Below are 24,307 nucleotides of genomic sequence, written 5' to 3'. Positions count from 1 at the left end.
CACCCACGCGACTCTAGTAACGGTAGTGGGCGAAAGCTTTGTTGGCTTCGGCCATCCGGTGAGTTTCTTCGCGCTTGCGAATCGCGCTACCCGTCTCATTTGCTGCATCCATTAGCTCGTTAGCCAATTTGGCTGCCATCGATTTACCAGCGCGGGAGCGCGAGTAGTTGATCAGCCAGCGCATGGCTAAAGCCGTTCCGCGTTCTGCTTTGACTTCCATCGGTACTTGATAGGTAGCACCACCGACTCGGCGACCTTTGACTTCCACCAGGGGAGTAGCATTTTTAACTGCTTTTTCAAAGGTTTCGAGCGGATCGTTACCCGTGCGCTCTTCAATCGTTTTCATCGCATCGTAAATAATCCGATAAGCGACTGATTTTTTGCCGCTGTACATAATGCGGCGTACCATCATGTTCACCAGCCGACTATTATAGACGGCATCTGGTGGCACTTGGCGTTTGATAACTTTGGTTCGACGTGACATAAAGCGAAAAAGATTGAATTGGTGATTGGTGCGGGTACTGGCGTTGGTACAGCCTCAGCATGAAATCGCTGGTGCGATCGCTATCGGCCACTTACTTAATTTGCTTGACTTGAGGATTAATAATCTTCAGTGATGGTAGGGACAATCCGAACGGATTTCCGAAACCATTTGCAACGAAACCGGAAACTACCACTCGATCGCCACTTCAGTCATATTATCGATCGCGTATGATGTTGTATCGACAGCTAACGCGATCGCATGTAGACAACCTCAGCATGGGAGCCTACAGCAAGACTGGGTATGAATTTTATGTAAGCTTACAAATATAACTAACGTACTCTCAATCTAGAGTAATAGCGAGCAAAATCTGAAGTTTACTTAGCCGCTTTAGGTCGTTTGGTTCCATATTTGGAACGACCTTGCTTGCGATCTTTAACCCCAGCAGTATCCAACGTACCGCGAATGATGTGATATCTGACTCCAGGTAAATCTTTAACCCGACCGCCTCGAATCATTACGACCGAGTGCTCCTGAAGGTTGTGACCGATACCAGGAATGTAGGCTGTGACTTCAAAACCAGAAGTAAGCCTTACCCGCGCTACTTTACGTAGAGCCGAGTTAGGTTTTTTTGGTGTAGTGGTATAGACACGAGTGCAGACACCGCGACGCTGGGGACATTCCTTGAGCGCGGGTGACTTGGTTTTGACTTTATAGTCTTCGCGGGCTTTGCGAATGAGCTGTTGGATGGTTGGCATGTTTTAGAAAATTTTGACAGTCACCTAGCGGTTCCAACTGTTGACAAATTACCATTCTATGACGATCTGTTAACGCGTGTCAACCAAAAGATTCACTGCTGAAGTTGACTCCATAAATTTGTCTGGACTACTGCTACCGCGATCGCTTATCGATCGGCAATCGGCGACAGCAATCGCACTTCCATTATAATTTAGTAATCCAGATTCTAGTTCAAACAGTCCAATGGTATCGATATCCGCACCTCATCCCGACAGCCGCCAGTACTTGCCCTCAGCTACTCCTGACGCATCGCCCAACCAACACATTCTCCCGCTGACTGCGAAAGTAAACGACAGGGACTGCTTGGAAATCGGTGGCTGCGATGTCACGGAGTTGGTACAGCAATTTGGTTCGCCGTTATATATTCTCGACGAGCAGTCGGTACGCATCGCTTGTCAACAATATCGGGATGGATGGCAGAAATATTATCCGGGAGAATCACTGGTAATATATGCGTCTAAAGCTTGGAGTTGTCTGGCGGTATGCGCGATCGCGGGTAGTGAAGATTTAGGTATCGATGTGGTATCGGGTGGTGAAATTCTCACGGCGATTAAAGCGGGTGTAAGTGCAGATAAAATCTACTTCCACGGTAATAATAAATCAGTTGCCGAACTAGAACTGGCGATCTCTAAAAACTGTAGGATTATTGCGGATAACTGGCTCGAACTCGAAAATATCGCCACGATTGCCAGCTCCATGGGCAAAAATGTCCCCGTGATGGTTCGACTCACGCCGGGGATTGAGTGCCACACCCACGAATATATTCGCACCGGACATTTAGATAGTAAATTTGGCTTCGATCCCAATCAGCTCGATGAAGTCTTCGGTTGGTTGAGCCAACAGTCAGCAATTACCTGTATCGGCGTTCACGCGCATATCGGTTCTCAAATCTTCGAGCAACAACCGCACCAAGACTTGGCGGGCGTCATGGTGGAGTGGTACAAACTCGCCCTCAGCCACGGTTTACCGATTAGTGAAATTAACGTCGGTGGCGGTTTGGGTATTAAATACACCGAAGCCGACGATCCGCAAAGCATCGACGAGTGGGTAAAAAACGTCGCTACCGCCCTCAAAATCGCCTGTGACGAACATGGCATCGCTTATCCGCGCGTCCTATCCGAACCCGGACGTTCGTTGATTGGGAGTAGCTGTGTCACCGCCTACACCGTCGGCGGGAATAAAACCGTACCGGGAATTCGTACCTACATCAGCATCGATGGTGGCATGTCCGACAACCCCCGCCCGATTACATATCAATCGCAATATCGAGCGATGATTGCCAATAAAATGTCCGCACCGATGACCGAAACAGTGACGATCGCGGGCAAACATTGCGAATCTGGCGATATCCTAATTAAAGATGCCCAAATTGCCGCTGCGGTACCTGGCGATATTTTAGTCGTTCCCGCGACTGGAGCGTATAACTACAGCATGTCTTCTAACTACAATCGGATTACCCGTCCGGCTGCTGTTTTAGTTAACAATGGCGAAGCAAATATTATCATCCAACGCGAAAGTTATCACGATCTTTTACGGTTCGACAGGTTGCCGCAACGATTGATAAAGTAAGATTTAAAACCGATGCTCGATCGATTTGTGCCAGTGGAGCTGAATCGATCGAGCAAGCCCTACATAGCCTGTTTTATTCCTCTTCAAGGAATAAAACCGTCACTGTTAGCTGTGTTGGAAGATCCAACCTCAGCGAAGCAGGTTGGGGTACTTTACGCAACCATATCGAATAACAACACTTCAGCATCGCCCTCGATCCCGTGGATCTCGATTTTAGTTTCGCGATCGATCGCCACACCATCTCCGACTTTGAGCTGATGCTCGTTCAATTTTACAGAGCCGCGTGCTACTTGCAACCAACCAACTCTGCCTGGTGCAAACGTATGGCTGACAGCTTCACCCGCTGGTAAAGCAGCCGCATAGAGACTGATATCTTGGTGAATGACAACAGAACCATCGCGACCGTCGCGAGAACCTACCAGCCGCAATTTACCGCGCTTGTCAGCTTCAGTAAAATGCTTTTGCTCGTAACTGGGTTCGATCCCCTTTTGCTCTGGCAAAATCCAGATTTGGAGGAAATGCACGGCTTCAGATTGAGAAGCATTAAATTCGCTGTGACGAATTCCCGTTCCCGCAGACATGCGTTGGACATCGCCGGGGAGAATTACCGATCCAGTACCGATACTATCTTTGTGCTCTAATGCGCCTTCGAGAATGTAGGTGACAATCTCCATATCCTGATGTCCGTGGGTGGGAAATCCTTGTCCCGGATCCACAAAGTCTTCATTAATTACCCGCAGATCGGCAAAACCCATATACTTGGGGTCGCGGTAATTACCAAAGGAAAAGGTATGGCGGCTATCCAACCATCCAAAGTTAGCAACACCTCTATCTTGCGCGGAGCGAATTGTCAGCATATTTAGGTTCCTCCTAACTGTTGTAGGGGTTTTATTTAGGAACACTACTATTATGAATTGAATCTAATTGAAAGACAATATGTTAAATTGCAGACATACTGTCTCCAAAATCGATACAATCTGCGATCGAGATTATGGCCAAAATCGAACAAATGCAGGCTTTTACGCAGGTAGTCGCGGCGGGTGGTTTTGCCGCAGCCGCTCGCAAAATGGGACTTTCGAGATCGGTTGTCAATAAGCTGGTAATTGCCCTAGAGAACGATCTGGGGGTACAACTATTGCAACGCAGTACGCGGGTAGTGAGTCCGACGGAGACGGGATTGGCTTTTTACGAACGGTGTGTGGAAATTTTGGCGAGTTTAGAAGCCGCTGAACGATCGGTAATGCAGCTACATACCGCACCCAAGGGTAGATTGAAAGTAAATGCCCCGATGACTTTTGGCACGATGTATTTAGCTCCCGCGATCGCCGATTTCTTATTGCAATATCCCGAACTGCAAGTGCAATTAACCTTAAACGATCGCTTTGTCGATCCGATCGAGGAAGGTTTTGACGTGACAATCAGAATTGCCGCACCGCAACCGACTTCGAGTTTATTCGTTCAGCCGTTAGCCCCCGCCGAACGGTTATTGTGTGCGGCTCCCAGTTATTTAGAACGGCATGGTATCCCCACGCACCCGCGAGAATTATCCGCGCATTCTTGTTTGCATTACGGACAACTAGCCATTGAGAATCGCTGGACATTAACGGGAGTAGAGGGCGAGCATACCGCGATCGTTCGTGGCATGTTGTGTTCTAATAATGGTGAAGTACTTAGAGAAGCCGCAATTCAAGGACTGGGAATTACGCTCTTACCTCGTTTTATTGTGGCAACAGCGATCGACAAAGGACTATTGCAAATCGTATTGCCAGCCTATCGTCCGTCGGTACTTGCGATGGAAATATTGTATCCAATCGATCGACATTTATCCACCAAAATTCGGCTGCTGGTGGACTTTTTAAAGGAAAGATTCGGGCAGAGATAATCGATCGAGATATAATGTTGAAAATTGAACCGATCGCGATCGATACAGGAAAGCCGTAATCGCGTTAGTAGTATTTTCAAGGAGCGAATGCCAATGAAAATTCTGACCAAAACCGAACGAGTCTTAATCATTCAAAAAGGAACTAAAGCAGGTTTTTTATTAGGTACTGCTTTTGTAATGCTCTGGGTTCTAGCTTTCGTAGCTTATATTCTATTTTCAATTAGCGTTAAACTTGGTAGCGGTTGGTGGGCAGTAATCTTTTTACCCCTATTTGCATGGGTTTCTTGGCTCGCACTCAATCGTTTCTTGTCAAATAAAAGAATGGTAACTATCTACAGGTTAGATAAAGCCAATAACCAATTTACTCTAGAGCTTCAAGGTTTGAATACATCTAAACTTTATACATTGCCACTCCATGAAATTCGAGCGACAGAAGTAAAGTTGCTCAGTTCGCAATCCGTAGGATATGGATACACACATATAGTATTTGAACTTTACCTGCTAATAAATTCAGGAGCACCACTTGCTATAGATTCGGGAGTTGGGATGGGTGAGAAGCGCGAGCTAGATGCAATTGCTAGCTACTTGCGACAATTCATATTCGATTGCCGAGCCGAGCAATCTTTTTCAAATAACTAAGAAAGATCGCAAATGATTTAGGACTGCTATATTTAGTCGTTCAATTTCAGCACGTACCGCCAAAACTGGATGCCCAGACGACGGGGCAATACCAAATCTCGATCGAATCCCAACCGTTCGTACATCCGGATTGCTGGTAGCATCAACTCGCTAGTATGCAATCCAATTATTTCTGCTTCATCTTCTTTAGCGCGACGAATGCATTCACTACTCAGTTGCGCCCCGATGCCTTGCCCCCGATGTTGGGGCGATACTGCTAACATCCGCAATGATGCCCACTCAGGCTGAAAAATCCGCGTATCGGACGTTCCTGGCGGACAGTAAACCACCGCGCCAACTAATTCTCGATCTAATTGCGCGATGATTAATCGTCCTTGTTGGGCAACTTCGGTTATTTTCGATAAATTGGTTTGCATTGTCTGCCAATTTTCTGGCGTCAGCGCGCTAGCATATTCGCTATATGCTTCGACAAGGAGTTTGGCGATATCATCAAATTCGTGAGTAAAGGCATCTCTAACGATCGCACTCATGATAATTAATTCTCCTTTCGATCGATTTAAATTGTTTCCTAGATGAGGATTGTAGCCAAGATAGTTTCATCCAAGCACATAAAAAGTTAAAGTCCTTGGAGCTTAGTCTTGAATCGCCCTGAAATGAATTTCGGGCTAAAAGCGAAAGTTCACTGAAGTGAACTAAAAGATTTTTTGCACACGTATGAAAAGCTCTACTACAGAATTTTTCCGTAGGGGCATCCATAAACAACTTACTTGTAGTAATGTGGATTAGTTGTTGGAAAAGTATTCTTCTACAGTCCACTTCAGTGGACTTTTGCTCTTAGCCCGAAATTCATTTCAGGGCTGTTAGTAACTAAGCACATAAATATTTGCATTTTCTTTAATTTAACCATGAGAACGTTGTGAGGTATCGACATTAAATGCTTGTGCTAAAACTGTCAACTCATTGGCGCGACGCACATAAGGTTCGAGTTGGCTGGTTTCCCATCCGGTTAGTACTTGCATGGCTTCGATCGATAATCCTCTCATAAGCATCTCTACACACCAAGTTGCTTGAGCTTGTTCGATCGTCGGTGGTGTGCCTGTCGGAGATAGAAGTCCGTCGATCGATTGTTGCCACAGTTGGCGCAAATCTGCCGCTGTGAGTGCCTCTCCATCTGGATTGATGAATAGAGCCGGATGAGTATCTTTGCGGCTTCTGAGCCATTGTGTGAGGGGGTTTTTGAGATAGGAGCCGTAGCGTTTGCCCAGAATCCACTGATTGACGGGGACTTGACGCATCGAGCCGTGAGTTATTTGCAATAATTGGCGATCGCTACTGCTGAGATGATTCGATCGAGTTAATGAGACGATCTCGTTCGCGCTCAATCCCGCCCCAAATAATATATAAACTAGCGCGTAAGCTTGCGGGCTGTGTTTTTTGGCTTGCTGGAGGATTTGATGGACGATTGGTTCGGGTAAATCTTGCTGGATTGTCTGAGTTTCGGGCAGACTTGCCGATGTTAATTGACGGTTATTTTCGGCAACTGCACCAGCGACAAATAATGCCACCACTCGATCGAGAAAATCGGCTCGATCGCGCCACAAGCCATGAAATTCGCTAGTTAATTCGATCGTGGCATAGCCGAATAATAATGTGTGCAATAAGCTGGTTAATTGCTCGATCGGTAATTGTAAATCTGATTGAGATTCGCCGATATTGGTTTTTAAATACTTAGCGACGCGGCGATTGGCTCGATCGAAACTGCGTCCCAATCCTTGGCGATTTTCGATCGAATATTGCCCCGACTCACCCACGAGCGATCGAATTACGGCGGGAGTTTGTTCTAGTGCTTGGAGGCAGGTATTGGCATAGGCTCTGAGCATTTCTGCCAAACTACTCGCTGGCGGCAATTCTGTCGTCAAACTCTGTCCCAATTGTGCAAATACATCGGCATCCTCAATTACAGCTAGCAATAGTCCATGTTTATTCCCAAATTGGCGAAATAAGGTGACTTCATTCACCTGAGCTAGTTCGGCAATCTGTTTAGTAGTCGTCTCACTTACCCCCTGACTGGCAAATAATTCGATCGCTGCCTGAATAATTTTTTGGCGGGTAAGATTGCGGGAAGATGGCATGGAGTTTGGGATTGCGGATTGGGGCTGGAGGATTATCGACTCAAAATGCAAGTGATACTTGCACGATCTCAAAAAGCTTGTTAGGATGTAAATGCAAGCGTTACTTGCAACTCCTCTTTCTACTATACCTAGATGCCGAACCCAATGTCCAAATTAGGGGTTGGGGATTAGCGGTTAGGGATGAGGGGAAATTAACATCCACAGTCTAAAACCTCAAACCTCAAACCTAATTATTTATGACTGCTAATTTGTTAGAGAAGCGCGAGAATAGCTCGCAGCAGCAGGAAACGGCATCTTTAAGTTGGACGAATGTCTTCTTTTTTGGCTCGTTTCATCTGATTGCCCTAGCCGCACCGTGGTATTTTAATTGGTCGGCACTAGGAACGGCAATCTTACTACATTGGCTGTTCGGATCGATCGGGATTTGTTTGGGATTTCATCGCTTGCTCACTCATCGCAGCTTCCAGGTGCCCAAACCACTCGAATATGTCTTCGCCACCCTCGGCGCGTTAGCACTCCAAGGCGGCCCGATTTTCTGGGTAGCCGGACATCGCCAGCACCATTTGTATACCGAAGATTGGGACAAAGATCCCTACTCGGCGAAGCGGGGCTTTTGGTGGAGTCACATGCTGTGGATCTTCTACCCCAAATCCAACTTCTTCAAACTCGACGAGTACAAAAAAGCGGCACCAGATTTAGCCAAGGATGCCTACTACCGTTGGCTCGATAAATATTTCCTGTTCTTACAAATTCCCGTCGCGCTGCTATTGTATGCGATCGGCGGTTGGTCGTTTGTGATTTACGGCGTGTTTGTCCGGGCGGTAATTTTGTGGCACAGCACTTGGTTGATCAATTCTGCCAGTCACATTACTGGCTACCGCAGCCATGAGTCCGATGACAATTCTCGCAATCTCTGGTGGGCGGCTCTGCTTACTTATGGCGAAGGCTGGCACAACAATCACCATGCTTATCCCAATGTCGCTAAAGGTGGTTGGCAGTGGTGGGAAATCGATATGACTTGGTGGTCGATTCAATTATTACAGAAGCTCGGTTTGGCCAAACGTGTTATCTTACCGCCGACTAATTAGCCTTCGATTTCATCTAGTCCGCCGCCTGTGCGGACTTTAATCCAACTATAAAAGGGAGGGACGATCGATCGTCCCTTCCTTTTTTATCCAATGGTGTATGGAACTCATTTGAGATCTTGTTAGATCCTGGTGGTGGAGGGTGGGTTTTGTTTGAGATCGCACGGTAAAAGCGATATTAGCTAGCATAAACCCACCCCTACAGATCCAAAAAAACGGCATGATGATGTATTTCGCACACCAACGGTAGAGATCTCAAATGGTTTATATAGACAAGTTGTTTAGATGTGATATGTATTACCCTACCCCATCAGGCTCACAGCGGGCTATCGATCGAAACCAGAATGCCATGTAAATCGCGAACATAACCAACGGTTTGTCCCCACAGTTTAACTTTGGGTTCGACAACAACCGCAGCACCTACTTGGACTACGTTAAGAGGGGTTAAATTAATCTAAAGTAAAGTCTAGCCCGCTAGCCCTTTTATCTTAGCGCGCTAAACCGTTAATGTATTGATGCAAATGCTCGATCGCTCGATCGAGATAAATATCCGTACCGTACAATTTGCTCATCATAATGGCACCTTCGATCGTCACGAGAATAATTGTCGAAACTTGTTCGCGATCGGTAGTATCAAGGATTTCATTTTGACGAATACCTAACTCGATAATGCTATCGATTAGAGCGCGAATTTCATTGACAGCCTCTTGGACGTGCAGTCGCAATCGGGGATGGGTATCGTCACTTTCTACGGCAGTATTCAAAATCGGACATCCACCTACTGCTATCGGCTGCGTGGTAAAGCCGCGAAAAGTATCGATGAAAGCATTCAATCGATCGATTGCCGTATTGGCCGTGCCCACTTTGGCCATTACAGCTTCTAGAATCAAACCGAGCGTATAGTCAAATGCAGCAACTGCAATCTCTTCTTTGCTTTTAAAGTGATGATAAAAACCACTTTTTCGCAATCCAGTCAGCTTCATAATTTCGCCGATCGACGAGCCTGCATAACCATTTTGGTTGAAAGTAATTGCGGCTTTTTCGATGATTTTTTGCTTTGTCTGTTCTGCTTTTGACACTGAGATCGAACTGACTTTTGAAGTACTAATTGATATTCTACTGTAATCTAAATAGTCGTGTCAATCTCGTTGGCGTAGCCTCTCCCTTGGAGAATCGAGAGCTTCCAAGCAAGTCTCTAAGGAAGAGGACTTGCTAATAAAATGTAATATTTCTTACAGCTATAATTGACACTTTTTGCGGATCTCTTGCCAGATTCGATCGCTCATATCGGTAAGTTGATGGTCGCTATCCCACTCCAGTAGCTCAACCCAGCTCCTAGACTCGGCAAAGTTGCGACTAGCAGAAATCGGAATGACATCATCATGAATGCCATGAATAATTAGAGTGGGTAGGACGCGATCGATCGCAGAAAGAGGATATTTACGAGTGTCAACAAGGAAATCGTAATGTAGGGGTAATAGTCTTTGGACAGCATGATGATAAATAGGTAGATAGCCAGTAGATTGCCACGAATTTAACGCTTCATCACCAATCTTTGGTAGCCAATGATACAGAAAATCAAAGGCAGGTGCGAGTAGTATCAGTCGCTCCACGCGTGCATAATCTTGCGCAATAATTGTTGAAATCCAACCACCCAAACTCGAACCAATTAGGGTAATTGGTGAGCCATCTGTGGGAAATAAATCGACAACTTGGGCAATTTGTCGCGAAATGGTCAAATGGGTAAAGTCATCCTGATTGAGGTCGGGGACTTGTAACTCAATGCCAATGCTGGCAAACCGTTCTTTAATGTATTTAGCTTTGGTGGAACCAGGGCCAGAAGCAAAACCGTGTAAGTAGATATACATTTGTTATGCAAGTAAAAACGGAAATAATTTACCTCGTTTTTGTCCTTGTAGACGAACGAGGTAAATACTCAAGTCTCTAATATCCACTATTTAGCGACCGTTAATGCGATTTTGACGGCGTTGTTGGATTAACTGCTGCCATTTGACACGCTGTTCGGGAGTGAGAATCTCTCGAATAGCTAGTGTATTTTCAAAATTGGCATCGGCAATTTCGCGTTGCAAAGTTTGCACCTGCTGGCGTTTTTGGCGCACCAAATCGGCACTTGCATTGCTCTGAAGCAGTCGATCGAGTTCCTGTCTGGCTGCTTGCAATGCTTGGCGGCGTGCTTGGGTTTTACCCCGAGCATTTTTCCGGATTTGCTGGAGCCGCCGGATCTGATCCGGTGAGAGGTTGAGTTCTTTTACTAGATTACCCACTCCACCTGCGGGAATCTTAAGTTCGTTATTAGTCGATCGATTATTATTCTGAGACAGCGATAGATCGGCGCGTGCGGGCAAAATGGTTGTAGCGATCGATAATAAAATTGACAGGAGCGTCAGCAGCCGAAAGCGAGACATAAGAATTCGATCGAGGTTGATAATATGATTAGACTGGGGATAAATCTAAAAAGTTCACTCCGATTGCTGGCAATTCCCAACTCCAGATATCCGTGCAAAATCCTGGGTAAAATAGAACCAGTACAGATCGATCGAACAGCGACCTTTGAGTTACTGCTAGAAATATAGAATTTCCCAGGGATACCCATGTCTAACGCCGAACAGCCAGAGAAAATCCATCTACCCAAAACCAGCGAATCGGAAACCCTCAAAAAAATTCGACACACCACCTCCCACATTATGGCGATGGCGGTACAGAAGCTGTTTCCCAAGGCTCTGGTGACGATCGGCCCCTGGATCGAAAATGGGTTCTACTACGATTTTGACAGCCCTGACGCCTTCACAGACAAGGATCTGAAGACGATTCAGAAAGAGATGATTAAAATCGTCAATCAGAAATTGCCAGTCGTGCGGGAAGAAGTGACTAGAGCCGAAGCCGAAGCGCGAATATCCGCACTCAACGAACCCTACAAATTAGAAATCCTCGCTGGATTGCAAGAACCGATTACCATTTATCACCTCGGCGATAAGTGGTGGGACTTGTGCGCGGGGCCACATGTAGAAAATACTGGCGATCTCAATCCCAAAGCCTTTAAACTCGAATCAGTTGCGGGTGCCTATTGGCGCGGGGATGAAACTAAGGCTCAATTGCAACGGATCTACGGTACCGCTTGGGAAACTCCCGAACAACTCGCCGAATACGAACGCCGCAAGGAAGAAGCCATTCGCCGCGATCATCGCAAAATCGGTAAAGAACTCGGCTTATTTATATTCTCAGAATTAGTCGGCCCTGGGTTGCCATTGTGGACGCCTAAAGGAACATTATTACGGAGCACCCTCGAAGATTTTCTTAAAAAAGAGCAAACTAAACGGGGTTATTTACCTGTCGTTACACCACATATTGCCAAAACTGACTTATTTATGAAGTCGGGACATCGGCAGAAATACAAAGAAGATATGTTCCCAATTATGGCGGACAATATCGAAGATATTGCTTCTGACACTGGCTTTGTGATGAAGCCGATGAATTGTCCGTTTCACATCCAAATCTATCAAAGCGAATTGCGTTCTTATCGGGATTTACCGATTCGGTATGCGGAATTTGGGACGGTTTATCGGTACGAACAATCCGGCGAACTCGGCGGCTTGACTCGCGTGCGCGGTTTTACTGTCGATGATTCGCACTTATTTGTAACTCCCGAACAATTAGATGCGGAGTTTCTCAGCGTTGTCGATCTGATTTTGTCAGTATTTGAGAAACTGCGCCTAAAAAACTTCAAAGCGCGGTTGAGTTTTCGCGATCCAGATTCTGATAAATATATCGGTACTGATGATACTTGGAACAAAGCTGAAAACGCGATTCAACGTGCTGTTGAAAAGTTGGGAATGCCACATTTTATCGGCATTGGCGAGGCAGCTTTTTATGGCCCTAAACTCGATTTTATCTTTAGCGATGCACTCGATCGCGAGTGGCAATTGGGTACCGTCCAGGTCGATTATATTCTCCCCGAACGGTTCGAGTTAGAATACATCGACGAACACAGCAGCCGCCAACGTCCGGTGATGATTCACCGCGCACCATTTGGTTCGCTCGAACGGTTGATCGGGATTTTGATTGAGGAGTATGCTGGCGATTTCCCATTGTGGATGGCTCCAGTCCAAATGCGACTAGTCCCTGTGGCTCAAGACTTTATGCCGTTTGCCAAAGATGTTTGCGAGCAGTTAGTCGCTCTCGGCGTGCGCGCTGAGGTAGATACTAGTAACGAACGCTTGGGTAAGATGATTCGCAATGCGGAGAAGGAGAAAATCCCCGTTGTGGGTATCGTCGGTGGTAATGAGGTCGAAAACAACACCATTAGCATTCGTACTCGAATTGGGGGCGAATTAGGCGCGATTGGTGTCGATGAAGTGGTAAAGAGAACTGTGGATTCGATCGCGAATTTTAGCGATTTTTAATCGGTCGAGCGGAGACAAATTTAATTTGTCTCCGCTCGACTTTATCGGGCGTTGCTGGATTTAAGGATGAAAGGCAACAAACTGACGGCGATAATTTTCTCGCAACATGCGGCGATGGCGATTGCCCTAGTAAATAAGTTCTCTAGCTCACTCTGACACAACTGTCATGCGAGTTCTAGCGATTCGGCATAGCCGACGCTCCACGAACGAATGCGCACTACGATTTTAACGCCCATTCGCTATAATTGGATCGCGATTGAAGTTGGTACATTAGGCAATTAGTTTCTTGCCGATCGACGATCGATATCCTCAATTAATAATGCGATCGAGATAATATCGATCGAGAAGCTAGTATGCTGCTGGTAGAGAAGCTCTTGCTATCGATCGCGGGCGCATATTTGTGACTGTTTGCTCCCTATCTTTAGACAAACTGCGCACACAGATCTTTTTACCCAGGACATCGCATGTCGAAACTAACTTGTACTCGGAACAACTGTAATGGCACGATCGATGATGGTTATTGCGATACATGTGGGATGGCGGCACTCAAATCCCAATCCGAATTAGATATTGCGCTAGCGGCAACTGTTAGTAACAAGCCAGCTCAATCCAGCTCTGCGAGCCTCAAAACCGCACCGAATAGTGCCTCCGTCACAGGTACCGGATCGAGTCCCACCAATAATCGATCGTCCCGTGGTACCCGTCGGAGTGCGCCGACAGTGGGCAAGAGCAGTCGCCGCCAACTAGGAGCGGGATTGGTTTCGATTCCCGAATTGCCATCTACCACTCCCGAATTAGCGGTTCTTGCCGAAGCCAAAGTACCAGAGAATAAACGGTTTTGTGCGGGTTGCAATCAAGCTGTCAAAAGAGATAAAGGTTTTTGTACTAAATGCGGGCAAAAATATAATTTTGTCCCCAGTCTGGCTGCTGGTGATGTCGTCGGCGGACAGTACGAAGTTAAAGGCGCGATCGCTTATGGTGGTCTAGGTTGGATTTATTTGGGATTCGACAATTTATTATCCCGATATGTCGTCCTTAAAGGTTTATTAAATAGTGAAGATGCGGCGAGTGCGGCGGTAGCTCTTGCCGAGCGGCAATTTTTGGCAGCAGTCAAACATCCAAATATCGTCGGGATTTATAACTTCGTCACCCACGCTGCCGAAGGCTATATCGTGATGGAATATGTCGGTGGTAAAACCCTCAAGCAAATTCGGAAAGAGCGGGGGACTCTACCAGTATCGGAAGCCATCGCTTATATTCATCGAGTGCTGGGGGCATTTGCCTATCTCCATCAGCTCGGTTTGGTTTACTGCGACTTCAAACCGGATAACGTCATGCTCGAAGGGGACGATATCAAACTGATCGATTTGGGTGGCGCGCGGAAAATTGACGATCCTGACGGCGATATTTATGGGACGATCGGGTATGCTGCCCCTGAAGCTGGCGAAGGGCCGACTGTTGTCTCAGATTTATTTACGATCGGGCGAACTTTAGCCGTGCTAGTTACGAATATCTCTGGCTTTGGCACCGAGCATCAATATACGCTCCCGAGTGCTCAGTCAGATAGCGTGTTCGCCCAGCAAGAATCACTCTATCGCTTCCTGCTCAAAGCTACTGCACCAGCCGCAGACGATCGATTCCAGAATGCTGAAGAGATGGCGGAGCAACTATTGGGCGTATTGCGCGAAGTTGTCGCTGCCGAAACCAAAACACCGCGCCCTGCTACCAGTAGTCTTTTCGATGGCGATCGATTGGCAGTCACCGCTGGGGGCGATTTTAGCCCGATTAAGCCTAGTTACTTGCATTTACCCAATTTACTCATCGATCCCAAAGATCCAGGCTTCAATGTCGTGCTAAATGCCAGTATGACGACAAACCGCGATCGCCGAATCGAGCAATTAAAACAAGTCATCAAACAATTACCCACATCGATCGAAGCCAAACTTCGCCTAGCAACTAATTTAATCGAACGAGGCGTAGTCGAATCTGCTGGTGACTTTACCGAAGCCGAAATGCTGCTAGAGCAAGTCGCCCAGCAAGATGCCTGGGATTGGCGGGTAGACTGGTATCGCGGCAAATTACTCCTGGCTCAAAATCGTCACCAGGAAGCTCAAGCTGCATTCGATCGCGTCTTTTTCGATCTACCGGGCGAACTCGCACCAAAACTAGCATTTGCGATCGCTGCCGAGCAAGGGCAAAACTATCAACTCGCCGCACAGATGTACGAACTTGTCGAGCGGACAGATCTCAATTATCCCACATCTGCTTTCGGTCTAGCTCGTTGTCGATTGATGCAAGGCGATCGCAATGCCGCTGTTACCGCCTTACAGCAATTACCACCGACATCCAATCTCTATACTAGAGCCAAAGTCGAAATCGCCCGCATATTAGTCGATCGACAATTACCAGTTGCTATCAATATTCCCAAACATCCCCAACCGACGATCGACGAACTCAAATCGGCAAATCAAACGTTAGAATCCCTAACTTTAGAAGGCATCGAAAAATATCGACTCGATCGGCAAGTATTAGAAACTGCCCTCAATTTACTCACATCCAAAGCCATTACTGCACAGAATAATCTGACGATCTTAGGACAGCCATTGGAGGAAATTAAGCTGCGAGAAGGTTTGGAAAAAGTCTTGCGATCGATCGCACATCTGAGCACTGGTGAGGAGAAGATTTTGCTAGTAGATGAAGCCAATCGAGTCCGACCAAAAACTTTGTTTTAGCTCTCTCTTACTGTGCCATAAGGATCGCCGTTCAATTCCACACTCAATCACAGCGTGGATATGTCATTGGTGCTTGGCTATTATTAGCTACATAATATCGACCGCCACCACTCCTATATCTAATGTAAATTTTACTATTTTCATCTAATTATCTAAAATCGATGATAACCTGCGAATACGTCAAGTATGTGCGATCGAGATCCTATCGATCGCAAGATTATCGAGTTTTAGTTTTAACTTTCAAATCTTTTAAAATTGCTAATGCCGCAATCGATCCTGTGGCACAGCCTCCCTCCATATAACCTTGGGCTTCGATCGAACAATGTTCGCCGACAAAGAATAGATTGCCAACTCTTTCCCCTTCAGAGCCAGCAAATTTCGTCCATTGTCCGACTAAGTAACAGGAGTAAGAACCTTTAGCATAAGGATTATCGATCCAGTTGGTAACTAGCGATGTATTTGCAGCTAAAATTTTAACGCCGGGGAAGATTCGATCGAATTGTGCTGTTAATTGACTATTAGTAGCTACAGGTTTAGAACGGCTTATATTTACACCGAGATTACCACCGCTAAAGCTGGTAATTAATCCTGTCTGAGTATCTGTATATCGAGTTGCTTCCCAAGTTTCTCTAGTGTCCAGATTGCTAAAAGATTGACCGTTGGATTTATACTTAGTCCGCCATAATTTTTCACTATAGCTGGTAATGACTTTACTATTTGTCCCGTAGCCCATTTCCTTAATTGCCGCTCGTTTGGCTGCTGGCAATTTTACGCCAAGATCGATTTGTCTGAGAATGCTAAATGGTAATGCCAGAATCACTCGATCGAATATATATTCTTTGCTAGTTTCACCCGATCGCAGGCTGACTCGATAGCGATTATTGCTAGTAGAACGGATCGATTCTAGGCGCGTATTTTTCTCAATTCGATCGCTAAATTTAGCAGCTAATCGATCGACGATCTGTTGATTGCCACCCTGAATGTGATATCGCTGATCGCTACTGCCAAATATTTCGATTTTCTTTGTATCTTTACCAATCAACAATAACAAATTAATTGCCGATTGACGATCGACGTCTAGGCCATATTCATTCGTGTAGGCAATCTCGATAAATTGTTTCAAGATCGGGTCGCGACAATAACGATCGAGATAATCTGTAATCGAGAGTCGATCGAGTTGCATCGCCCGCCGATTTCTAGATTTGTAATTTACCTCTCCGATCGCTTTGACATCTCGATCGATTTGTTTAGCTAGCGGGATGAATGCCTTAATTAATTCGCTTTCTTTAATAAGACGATTATTAAAGAACCAAATCTCCTCAGTTAAGCCGCGATCGCTAGCTAATAAATCTACTTCTAGTAAACCTAATTCTTTAGCTAATTTCCGAATGTATTGATGTCCAGAATCGATAAATTCACCACCTAATTCTACCGTCGTTGTCGTGCCCAGTGCCTTGGCTCGGCTCAAAATCCTCCCCCCGACGCGATTGCTGGCTTCTATAACTCGGATTGGTACGCCTGCACGATCGAGATAATACGCCGCCGTCAATCCGGCAATCCCCGCACCCACAATCAATATAGGTGGTGTAGCCGCATCGACTTGGCGATCGAATTGATGCTCCAATGCCAGCGCAGATAAGGCACTAGCCGCCGCCAGAGAACCTTGCAATAGGCGGCGACGACTAGATCGCATCTCCCAGATTTCTAGGGCTATTGCTGGCGAAATTCGCTGGCGATCGGCAAATCGGGCAAGCTGATAAGTGCTACGTAATATGTGAATTAATGTAGTTTTAGACATTACCTAAGGTCGTAATTTGACAAAGACATCTCGATTACTAAAATATTTTGCTGTATTCTCGGTAACTGAATACTTCAATAACATGTATAAAACGGATTTAAAACATGTGGTTATTGCGAAATTAGCTTAAAAATGTAGCTATAAATACTAAATCGATCGCCACTATTCCTGTAACTTCTTCGTAATTCAAGACATCATCTTTATTGTTGGTCATGCTAAACCCGAATCGATCGGCTGCAAATCAAAACTTATTCTTTGCCACAATGGCCTTTGCCGTAGCGTTTGCCAATTGGGGGATTATCTCAGGGTTGGCACCGTTATTAAAGAAAGAATTGGGGCTATCAGTGACGCAAGCTAGCGTGATGATTGCTATTCCTGTATTGTTAGGCTCCATCGGACGAATTCCGCTGGGATTGCTCACCGATCGATATGGTGGACGGCTTGTATTTAGTATTCTGTTAATATTTACGATTGTCCCTGCCACGGCACTGTTTTTTAACCATTCCTATCCTAGCCTGCTCTGTTGGGGCTTCTTGATGGGTTTAGCTGGCACCTCTTTTGCAGTGGGCGTGGCTTTTGTCTCTGGTTGGTATCCACCGAGTCAACAAGGCACGACCTTGGGCATCTATGGCGCAGGGAATATCGGACAATCAGTTGCTGTTTTTGGCGGGCCAGTTTTAGCGGCTCGAATTGGCATTCCAGCTACATTTCTAGTTTTTAGTGCGGTTGCCGTGGTGTGGGGTCTGGTCTTTGCCTTCGGAGCGACTAATGCCAAACCACCCAGCAAATCCAAATCATTAGCCGAAAATATTCACGTCTTAAAAACTGAAAAGTTAGCCTGGGTATTGAGTGTCTTCTATGCTTTGACATTTGGCGGCTTCGTCGCACTGAGTATTTATTTGCCAACCTTGTACAAAGAAGTTTTTGGATTGGCTCCCGCCGATGCAGGTGCCAAAACAGCTCTGTTCGTCTTAGTCGCGACTCTAACTCGCCCCGTTGGTGGGATCTTGAGCGATCGATTGGGCGGTCAAAAATTGCTGCTTTACGTTTTCGTCGGTATCGCTGCAACTAGTTGGTTGATGGCAACATCTTCGATCTGGCTATTTACGATCGGCGTGATGTGCTGTGCGGTCTTGTTTGGGTTGGGTAATGGTGGTGTCTTCAAGCTCGTGCCGCAATATTTCCCCCAACAGACAGGGAGTGTCACCGGATTAGTCGGCGCAGCAGGTGGATTGGGTGGCTTTTTTCCGCCCATCGTCTTGGGCATCTGTCGGGATGCAACTGGTAGTTACGCGCTCGGATTTGGATTACTCATTGTCTTTGCCCTGAGCTGCACTGGCGTCCTCGTTCAAACCTTCTTGAGATCGCCAGCCAAATTATCCTAATCGATCGATCCTCTAGGCATCGGCACGAACGGCGCAACATCAACACTGTGCCGTTCGTCCGGATCTAAAAATCTCGATCGCCAAAATAATTAGCCCATGCAGCGGTGCATTCCCGTTGGAAAAACCCGATGTATCAGAGTTCAAATACACAGTGGCGACAATCCAAAATGGTATTAGTATTCTCAAATACAGAATCTTCAAGATAAAATCGCTACTTTCAGATCGATACTAAATATTAATTACCACTTGTCCCTCAGCCCTAATCCTTAACCCACCATGACTGACGCAACCAAAACACTTTGCCCCTACTGTGGTGTCGGCTGTGGGTTAGAAGCTTCGCCCCCAGCGCAGCCAGGGAAATCCATCAATCGGGATAGTAGCGGTACCCCGATTTGGAAAGTCATGGGCGATAAAACGCACCCCTCCAGTCAGGGCATGGTTTGTGTTAAAGGGGCGACGATTAGCGAATCTTTGTATAAAGACCGATTGATGTATCCGATGGTACGAGATAGTCTCGACCAACCTTTCAAACGAGCGACTTGGGAAGAAGCCTATACTCGGATTGTCGATCGAATCGAAACTGTCCTCGATACCCACGGTGCTGAAGGCATCTGCATGTATGGTTCGGGACAATTTCAGACCGAAGATTACTACACCGCCCAAAAACTGCTCAAAGGGTGTTTGGGTACGAATAATTTTGATGCCAATTCGCGACTGTGCATGTCTTCGGCAGTATCTGGCTACATCCAGAGTTTTGGTGCGGATGGGCCGCCATGTTGTTATGACGACATCGAAAAAACCGACTTTGCCTTTCTGATCGGCACCAATACCGCCGAATGTCATCCGATTATTTTCAACCGCCTGCGGAAATATCACAAAAAACACGATCGCGTCAAAATCGTCGTCGTCGATCCGCGCCGCACGGCTACCGCCGAAGCTGCCGATATCCATTTAGCGATTACGCCAGGTACCGATATCGATTTATTAAATGGGATTGCTTATTTACTCCTGCGCGCGGGCAAAATAGACCAACAATTCATCGAATCCTGTACTAGCAACTTCCCCGCCTTCACCGAGGTACTTCAACATTACCCGCCTGAAATAGTCGCGTCGAAGTGCGGCATTTCTCAAGCAGATCTCGAACAAACCGCCAAATGGTGGGGTACATCCAAAAATATCCTCTCCTTCTGGTCGATGGGCGTCAACCAATCTAGCGAAGGTACTGCCAAAGTCCGCCACATTATTAACCTCCATCTGATGACCGGACAGATCGGCAGACCTGGCGCGGGGCCATTTTCGCTCACCGGACAACCCAACGCCATGGGCGGACGCGAAGCTGGCGGACTCGCCCACATTCTCCCCGGCTATCGCCTGGTCAAAAATCCCGCCCAACGCGCCGAAATCGAGCAGCTCTGGAATCTACCCGAGGGTAGAATCTCCCCTGTAAGTGGTAAAACTGCCTGGGAGATGATAACAGGTATGGAAACCGGAGCGGTAGGCTTGCTGTGGGTGGCAGCCACCAATCCCGCCGTTAGTATGCCCGATATCGAGCGGACGAAAGCAGCCTTATTAAAATCGCCGTTTACAATCCATCAGGACGCATACTATCCCACCGAAACCGCTAAATACGCCCACGTCCTCCTCCCCGCCTCCCAGTGGAGCGAAAAGACAGGTGTAATGACCAATTCCGAGCGAACGGTCACCCTCTGTCCGGCATTTAGAACGCCTCCAGGCGAAGCCAAAGCCGACTGGGAAATCTTTGCCGAAGTCGGGCGACGATTGGGCTTTAAAGAAGAGTTCTGGTTCCAAAATAGTGCTGATGTCTATGCCGAATTTACCAAACTCAGCGCGGGTCGTCCCTGCGATGTCACTGGCTTGAGCCACCAGTATCTCAAAGAAAATGGCCCCACCCAATGGCCGCACCCCACAGGTTGCAAAACCCGATACGGAAAACGCCTGTATACCAACCTCCAATTCCACCATCCTGACAAACGCGCCAAATTTGCCGCCAGCCATTCCAAAGGACTCGCCGAACCGCCCGACCCCGACTATCCATTCGTACTGACTACAGGGCGTTTGTACGGTCACTGGCACACAATGAGCCGTACCGGACGCATCCCCAAAATTCAACAGATGCACCCCGATCCCTTTGTCGAAATCCATCCCCGCGATGCCGCCAGATTAAAGATCGAAAATGGCGAACTGGTTGAAATTCGATCGCGTCGCGGTACGGGTAGATTCCCCGCACTGATCACCGCCGCCATCAATCGCGGTACCGTCTTCGTACCCATGCACTGGGGCGAACTATGGGCAAAAGACGCCGAAGCAAATCTATTTACTCACGATGCCGCCTGCCCCGATTCATTGCAACCAGAACTCAAAGCTTGTGCGGTGCAATTAGTGCCCGTTAAATCGATCTTGCCAGCATCTTCGATTCCGTTTGGCGTACCCAAGAGCGTATCGAGTAAATTGGGAGTCTACGGATAATAGATAAGCGGTTAGAAATTTAATCTAGATTTGGTATTAATCAGGAGGTGTGGCTGACGCACTTTCTCCAAATCTTTGGCGGAGCCTTTCCTTTGAAGAGTCGCGATCTGGATAATATAGCAGTCGCCAAGGCGGTTAGGACATCTCGACCATTACTGCAATACCCCCGACTTCTTCAAGAAGTCGGGGGTATGTCCTAACAAGCGTGGCGGTTGCTATAGATCGCGACATTGTTGCTATCGTACTTTTCTGCCATGCTATGTTGGAGAACATATTAGTGAAGATCGATGTCGAAGAATCTACCAGTCGCCTCGTCTTGGATCGATCGCATCGATGACGATCCTAAATCGATCGACTCGATCGTCGATCGCTAATTAGATAAGAATTAGTGACGAGCGTTAGAATAATAGACCGAAATTCGATCGAACATGAAACTATCGCAAATCCTCTCCCAGCTATTAGAAGAATATACCGATCGACCTTTGCCGCTAGCGATCTTAATCGAACGATCTGGCACTAATGGGTTTGGGACGATCGCGGGGATATTAACAATCCCGATGCTCATTCCCCTACCGATCCCCTTAGCTGGATTTTCGACATTAGTAGGTAGTGGCATTATTTTAGTCGGTTGTCAACTAGCTTTAGGCTACTCGAAACCTTATTTACCCAAGCGGATCGCTCGCATAGAACTATCACCGACTGCTTCCCAAAAATTACTTAAAAATATCAATCGGTTGCTCCAACCCTTGGAGCGAATGTCCAAAAATCGATTTTCTCGCTTTAGTAATAGTTGGTGGGGATACCGCATTATTGGGCTTTGTTTGGCATGGGATGCCCTATTGATGTCGCTACCATTGCCGATTCCCCTGACTAATCTCGTTCCGGCTTACACGCTATTATTTCTCGCGATCGGCTTATTAGAGTCAGATGGGTTATTTATTTTAATTGGCTATGGCATGACAATGGTGACAACTATTTTCTTTGCCAGTATTGCTGGCACAATTTGGCAATTAGCAATTCAGGCTTTCTCGTACTTATGGCCATAATTAATTCGATCGAAAGGGGTAAAGGGTAAAGGTCGATTTCTAACCAGTAGCCAAATTACTTTAGAGCCAAACCGATCCACTTGTTGGCGTAGCCTCTCATTGGAATCGTCGTGCCAATACTTGGCAATAAAACTTAATGCCTTGCCAACGCCGATCCAGTACAGTTTTTGGCTTACTGCCAGTCAGATCTTTGCTATCTCCACAACTTCTTCATCTCGATTTGCGTTAATTGTGGGAGCCAGAACAGACTTTGCCGTCAAGAGTATTTTCTCGATCGCTTTGCAAAACTCTACTAGCCTCATCATTTTTAACTGCAATAATCAGATTGGGTAAAATACATGTCAAATAATCAGTGCCATAATTTCGGTTGCCGTCAGTGTCGGTTTTATCAACCTGACGGTCATTACCACGGCAGTTGCGCTCGCCTCAATGTTACTGTCGATGGCCAATGGCAAGCTTGCTGTCTGGCATTACGTGCATTCGCTCCGTTGGTGCAGAATGTCTGAGTGAGGTTTGGCATCTCGGTCAGTTGATGACAATTAAAATGTCTGCTGGCGATCGATTTTATCGATAATTTTTACTAACTCTCGATTGAGCAGTACATACCCAGCATCGTTTAAGTGTAATTCATTAGATTTATACTTTTCTAACAGCAGTCCCTGACGATCGACCAGCAGAGCGTAAGCATCAAATACGATGGTCTTTTCGTTGGCTAATGTGGCAATATAAGCATTAACATCTCGAACTGCCCGACCGATTTCATCCGACCAGAAAGGTTTGCGATCGAGTGGCACGTCTCCTGCTGGAAAAATAGTAGTAACGATTGCGACAGCACCGATTTTTTGAGATTCCGCTACAATTTGTTTGATATTTGCTTGACAATTTGTCACGATCTGTTGCTGGCGGTCTGGAAACAAAGCAATAGTTTTGAGATCGTTAATGCCCACCTGGATAACTACTAGATTGGGTTTTAATGAGCGTACATGTGCTGAAAATCTTTGACTGGTCTGAATTGATGTCTGGGAGGAAATACCTCGGTTAATAAACTCATATTTACTACTCTGAGGTGATGTCCAACCAGCAGCTCTAGAATCGCCAAAGAAAACCACCCGCAATTGCTGGGGAGTATTAGCGATGTTGATATTTACCGGATATTTGCTCAACCCTAATGGATCTAAACGTGTTTGATTTAGCTCTAAGTAATATAGTTTGGCGCGATTAAAGAGTAGGAAATTTAATAACATTGAACCCCCAAGCATTATGAGGAGGAAAGCAGTTAGCAATATATAACGGTAGCTCAATTTCATGTGCGTGGAGGTTGAGTGTAATCTGCTCTAAAACCTGGGTGGCGATCGTTTTAGCGGCCAAATTAGGCTCTTCATTACTTAGTATGCTCGATCGATAGCAAATTGAGCAAACAAAGTAAGCAAATAAATACGATCGGTGAAGAAAACCTGATACTGGTTGGCGAGAGAGTACAATTTAGATGTAGGTAAAATCTAGTTTTAGTATTTTTGAGGTAAAGCAGCTAGTATGAGCACGAAAAAGGAGCTTAAACTACTAACAGAACTACTAGGTTTAGAAGGAGTAAAGGTAACTTCGCATCGACAGTATGAAGGAATTGGAATAATCCTACAGGTCGAAGCAATTGAAAAAGAAAGTGTTTGTGGTCGCTGCGGTTTAAACAGCAATAGATTACATCAGAATCGGTGGCATATAATTAAAGATTTGTCGTGGGGAGAGAAGACAGTATTTTTAGAAATAAATAGAAGACAATTTAAATGTGAGAAATGTCAAAAACCATTTAGTGAAGAAATGGGATTTGTGAAAGAGAGAAGAACATATACAAAAA

The 24,307-nt window shown here is 46.2% G+C and carries 21 protein-coding genes; 11 read left to right on the top strand and 10 right to left on the bottom strand.

Going from position 1 to position 24,307, the window contains the following annotated elements; translation table 11 throughout:
• Nucleotides 1–13: 13 nt before the first annotated feature.
• Both rpsG and rpsL read right to left on the bottom strand, forming a co-directional pair.
• Nucleotides 14–484 carry a 30S ribosomal protein S7 gene (gene rpsG / locus C7B77_RS02355; RefSeq protein ID WP_106299941.1) on the bottom strand — a complete coding sequence of 157 codons (471 nt, stop codon included), beginning with the start codon at nt 482–484 and terminating at the stop codon, nt 14–16.
• 374 nt (nt 485–858) lie between these two features.
• Nucleotides 859–1,239 (bottom strand): 30S ribosomal protein S12, encoded by a 381-nt coding sequence (rpsL, locus tag C7B77_RS02350; RefSeq protein ID WP_015161335.1) that lies wholly within the window; start codon nt 1,237–1,239, stop codon nt 859–861.
• 223 nt (nt 1,240–1,462) lie between these two features.
• Between rpsL and lysA the strand changes: the two genes are divergently transcribed.
• A complete protein-coding gene (gene lysA, locus C7B77_RS02345) occupies nt 1,463–2,848 on the top strand; it encodes a diaminopimelate decarboxylase (RefSeq protein ID WP_106299939.1) in 1,386 nt (461 codons plus the stop codon).
• Between the two features lie 152 nt (nt 2,849–3,000).
• Here lysA and C7B77_RS02340 read toward each other — a convergent pair whose 3' ends face one another.
• The gene (locus C7B77_RS02340) at nt 3,001–3,705 is read right to left on the bottom strand and encodes a pirin family protein (RefSeq protein WP_106299937.1); all 705 of its coding nucleotides are present in this window, start codon (nt 3,703–3,705) and stop codon (nt 3,001–3,003) included.
• A 134-nt stretch (nt 3,706–3,839) separates the two neighbouring features.
• Here C7B77_RS02340 and C7B77_RS02335 point away from each other — a divergent pair, with 134 nt between their 5' ends.
• Nucleotides 3,840–4,730, top strand: coding sequence for a LysR family transcriptional regulator (locus C7B77_RS02335; RefSeq protein ID WP_106299935.1), 891 nt, complete (start codon nt 3,840–3,842; stop codon nt 4,728–4,730).
• A gap of 93 nt (nt 4,731–4,823) precedes the next feature.
• Nucleotides 4,824–5,369 carry a hypothetical protein gene (locus C7B77_RS02330; RefSeq protein ID WP_146138152.1) on the top strand — a complete coding sequence of 182 codons (546 nt, stop codon included), beginning with the start codon at nt 4,824–4,826 and terminating at the stop codon, nt 5,367–5,369.
• Between the two features lie 32 nt (nt 5,370–5,401).
• Here the strand turns inward: C7B77_RS02330 and C7B77_RS02325 are convergent, their stop codons facing one another.
• Both C7B77_RS02325 and C7B77_RS02320 read right to left on the bottom strand, forming a co-directional pair.
• A complete protein-coding gene (locus C7B77_RS02325; RefSeq protein WP_106299931.1) occupies nt 5,402–5,899 on the bottom strand; it encodes a GNAT family N-acetyltransferase in 498 nt (165 codons plus the stop codon).
• A gap of 369 nt (nt 5,900–6,268) precedes the next feature.
• Complete coding sequence (locus C7B77_RS02320; RefSeq protein WP_106299929.1) at nt 6,269–7,501, bottom strand: TetR family transcriptional regulator; 1,233 nt, start codon at nt 7,499–7,501, stop codon at nt 6,269–6,271.
• Between the two features lie 236 nt (nt 7,502–7,737).
• On the opposite strand from C7B77_RS02320, the gene C7B77_RS02310 reads away from it, so the two are divergent.
• On the top strand, nt 7,738–8,589 hold the full coding sequence (locus C7B77_RS02310; RefSeq protein WP_106299925.1) for an acyl-CoA desaturase: 852 nt from the start codon (nt 7,738–7,740) through the stop codon (nt 8,587–8,589).
• Between the two features lie 485 nt (nt 8,590–9,074).
• Here C7B77_RS02310 and C7B77_RS02305 read toward each other — a convergent pair whose 3' ends face one another.
• The 3 genes from C7B77_RS02305 to C7B77_RS02295 all read right to left on the bottom strand — a co-directional run bounded on the left by C7B77_RS02305 (nt 9,075) and on the right by C7B77_RS02295 (nt 11,012).
• Nucleotides 9,075–9,665, bottom strand: coding sequence for a TetR/AcrR family transcriptional regulator (locus C7B77_RS02305; protein ID WP_106299923.1), 591 nt, complete (start codon nt 9,663–9,665; stop codon nt 9,075–9,077).
• A 159-nt stretch (nt 9,666–9,824) separates the two neighbouring features.
• Nucleotides 9,825–10,454: a YqiA/YcfP family alpha/beta fold hydrolase gene (locus C7B77_RS02300; RefSeq protein ID WP_106299921.1), complete on the bottom strand. Its 630-nt coding sequence runs from the start codon at nt 10,452–10,454 to the stop codon at nt 9,825–9,827.
• Nucleotides 10,455–10,544: 90 nt separating this feature from the next.
• A complete protein-coding gene (locus C7B77_RS02295) occupies nt 10,545–11,012 on the bottom strand; it encodes a Spy/CpxP family protein refolding chaperone (protein ID WP_106299919.1) in 468 nt (155 codons plus the stop codon).
• 186 nt (nt 11,013–11,198) lie between these two features.
• Between C7B77_RS02295 and thrS the strand changes: the two genes are divergently transcribed.
• Complete coding sequence (gene thrS, locus C7B77_RS02290; RefSeq protein ID WP_106299917.1) at nt 11,199–13,007, top strand: threonine--tRNA ligase; 1,809 nt, start codon at nt 11,199–11,201, stop codon at nt 13,005–13,007.
• Nucleotides 13,008–13,471: 464 nt separating this feature from the next.
• The gene (locus tag C7B77_RS02285; RefSeq protein WP_106299915.1) at nt 13,472–15,739 is read left to right on the top strand and encodes a serine/threonine-protein kinase; all 2,268 of its coding nucleotides are present in this window, start codon (nt 13,472–13,474) and stop codon (nt 15,737–15,739) included.
• Nucleotides 15,740–15,956: 217 nt separating this feature from the next.
• Here the strand turns inward: C7B77_RS02285 and C7B77_RS02280 are convergent, their stop codons facing one another.
• Nucleotides 15,957–17,537 (bottom strand): flavin monoamine oxidase family protein, encoded by a 1,581-nt coding sequence (locus C7B77_RS02280; RefSeq protein ID WP_106299913.1) that lies wholly within the window; start codon nt 17,535–17,537, stop codon nt 15,957–15,959.
• A 212-nt stretch (nt 17,538–17,749) separates the two neighbouring features.
• On the opposite strand from C7B77_RS02280, the gene C7B77_RS02275 reads away from it, so the two are divergent.
• From C7B77_RS02275 to C7B77_RS29560, 4 genes are all read left to right on the top strand, one after another.
• Nucleotides 17,750–18,922, top strand: coding sequence for an MFS transporter (locus tag C7B77_RS02275; protein ID WP_106299911.1), 1,173 nt, complete (start codon nt 17,750–17,752; stop codon nt 18,920–18,922).
• A gap of 276 nt (nt 18,923–19,198) precedes the next feature.
• Nucleotides 19,199–21,409 (top strand): molybdopterin oxidoreductase family protein, encoded by a 2,211-nt coding sequence (locus C7B77_RS02270; RefSeq protein WP_106299909.1) that lies wholly within the window; start codon nt 19,199–19,201, stop codon nt 21,407–21,409.
• Nucleotides 21,410–21,837: 428 nt separating this feature from the next.
• The gene (locus tag C7B77_RS02265; RefSeq protein WP_106299907.1) at nt 21,838–22,455 is read left to right on the top strand and encodes an exopolysaccharide biosynthesis protein; all 618 of its coding nucleotides are present in this window, start codon (nt 21,838–21,840) and stop codon (nt 22,453–22,455) included.
• Between the two features lie 338 nt (nt 22,456–22,793).
• Nucleotides 22,794–22,961, top strand: coding sequence for a hypothetical protein (locus C7B77_RS29560; protein ID WP_181243680.1), 168 nt, complete (start codon nt 22,794–22,796; stop codon nt 22,959–22,961).
• Between the two features lie 33 nt (nt 22,962–22,994).
• Here C7B77_RS29560 and C7B77_RS02260 read toward each other — a convergent pair whose 3' ends face one another.
• The gene (locus tag C7B77_RS02260; RefSeq protein ID WP_245894004.1) at nt 22,995–23,699 is read right to left on the bottom strand and encodes an SGNH/GDSL hydrolase family protein; all 705 of its coding nucleotides are present in this window, start codon (nt 23,697–23,699) and stop codon (nt 22,995–22,997) included.
• Between the two features lie 289 nt (nt 23,700–23,988).
• Between C7B77_RS02260 and C7B77_RS02255 the strand changes: the two genes are divergently transcribed.
• A partial coding sequence (locus tag C7B77_RS02255; RefSeq protein ID WP_146138151.1) for a transposase family protein occupies nt 23,989–24,307 on the top strand: 319 nt, incomplete at its 3' end.

Source organism: Chamaesiphon polymorphus CCALA 037, from assembly GCF_003003845.1.
Lineage (GTDB): Bacteria > Cyanobacteriota > Cyanobacteriia > Cyanobacteriales > Chamaesiphonaceae > Chamaesiphon > Chamaesiphon polymorphus.
Note: the sequence above shows the minus strand (reverse complement) of the source record. Positions and strands in the feature narration are given on the sequence as shown.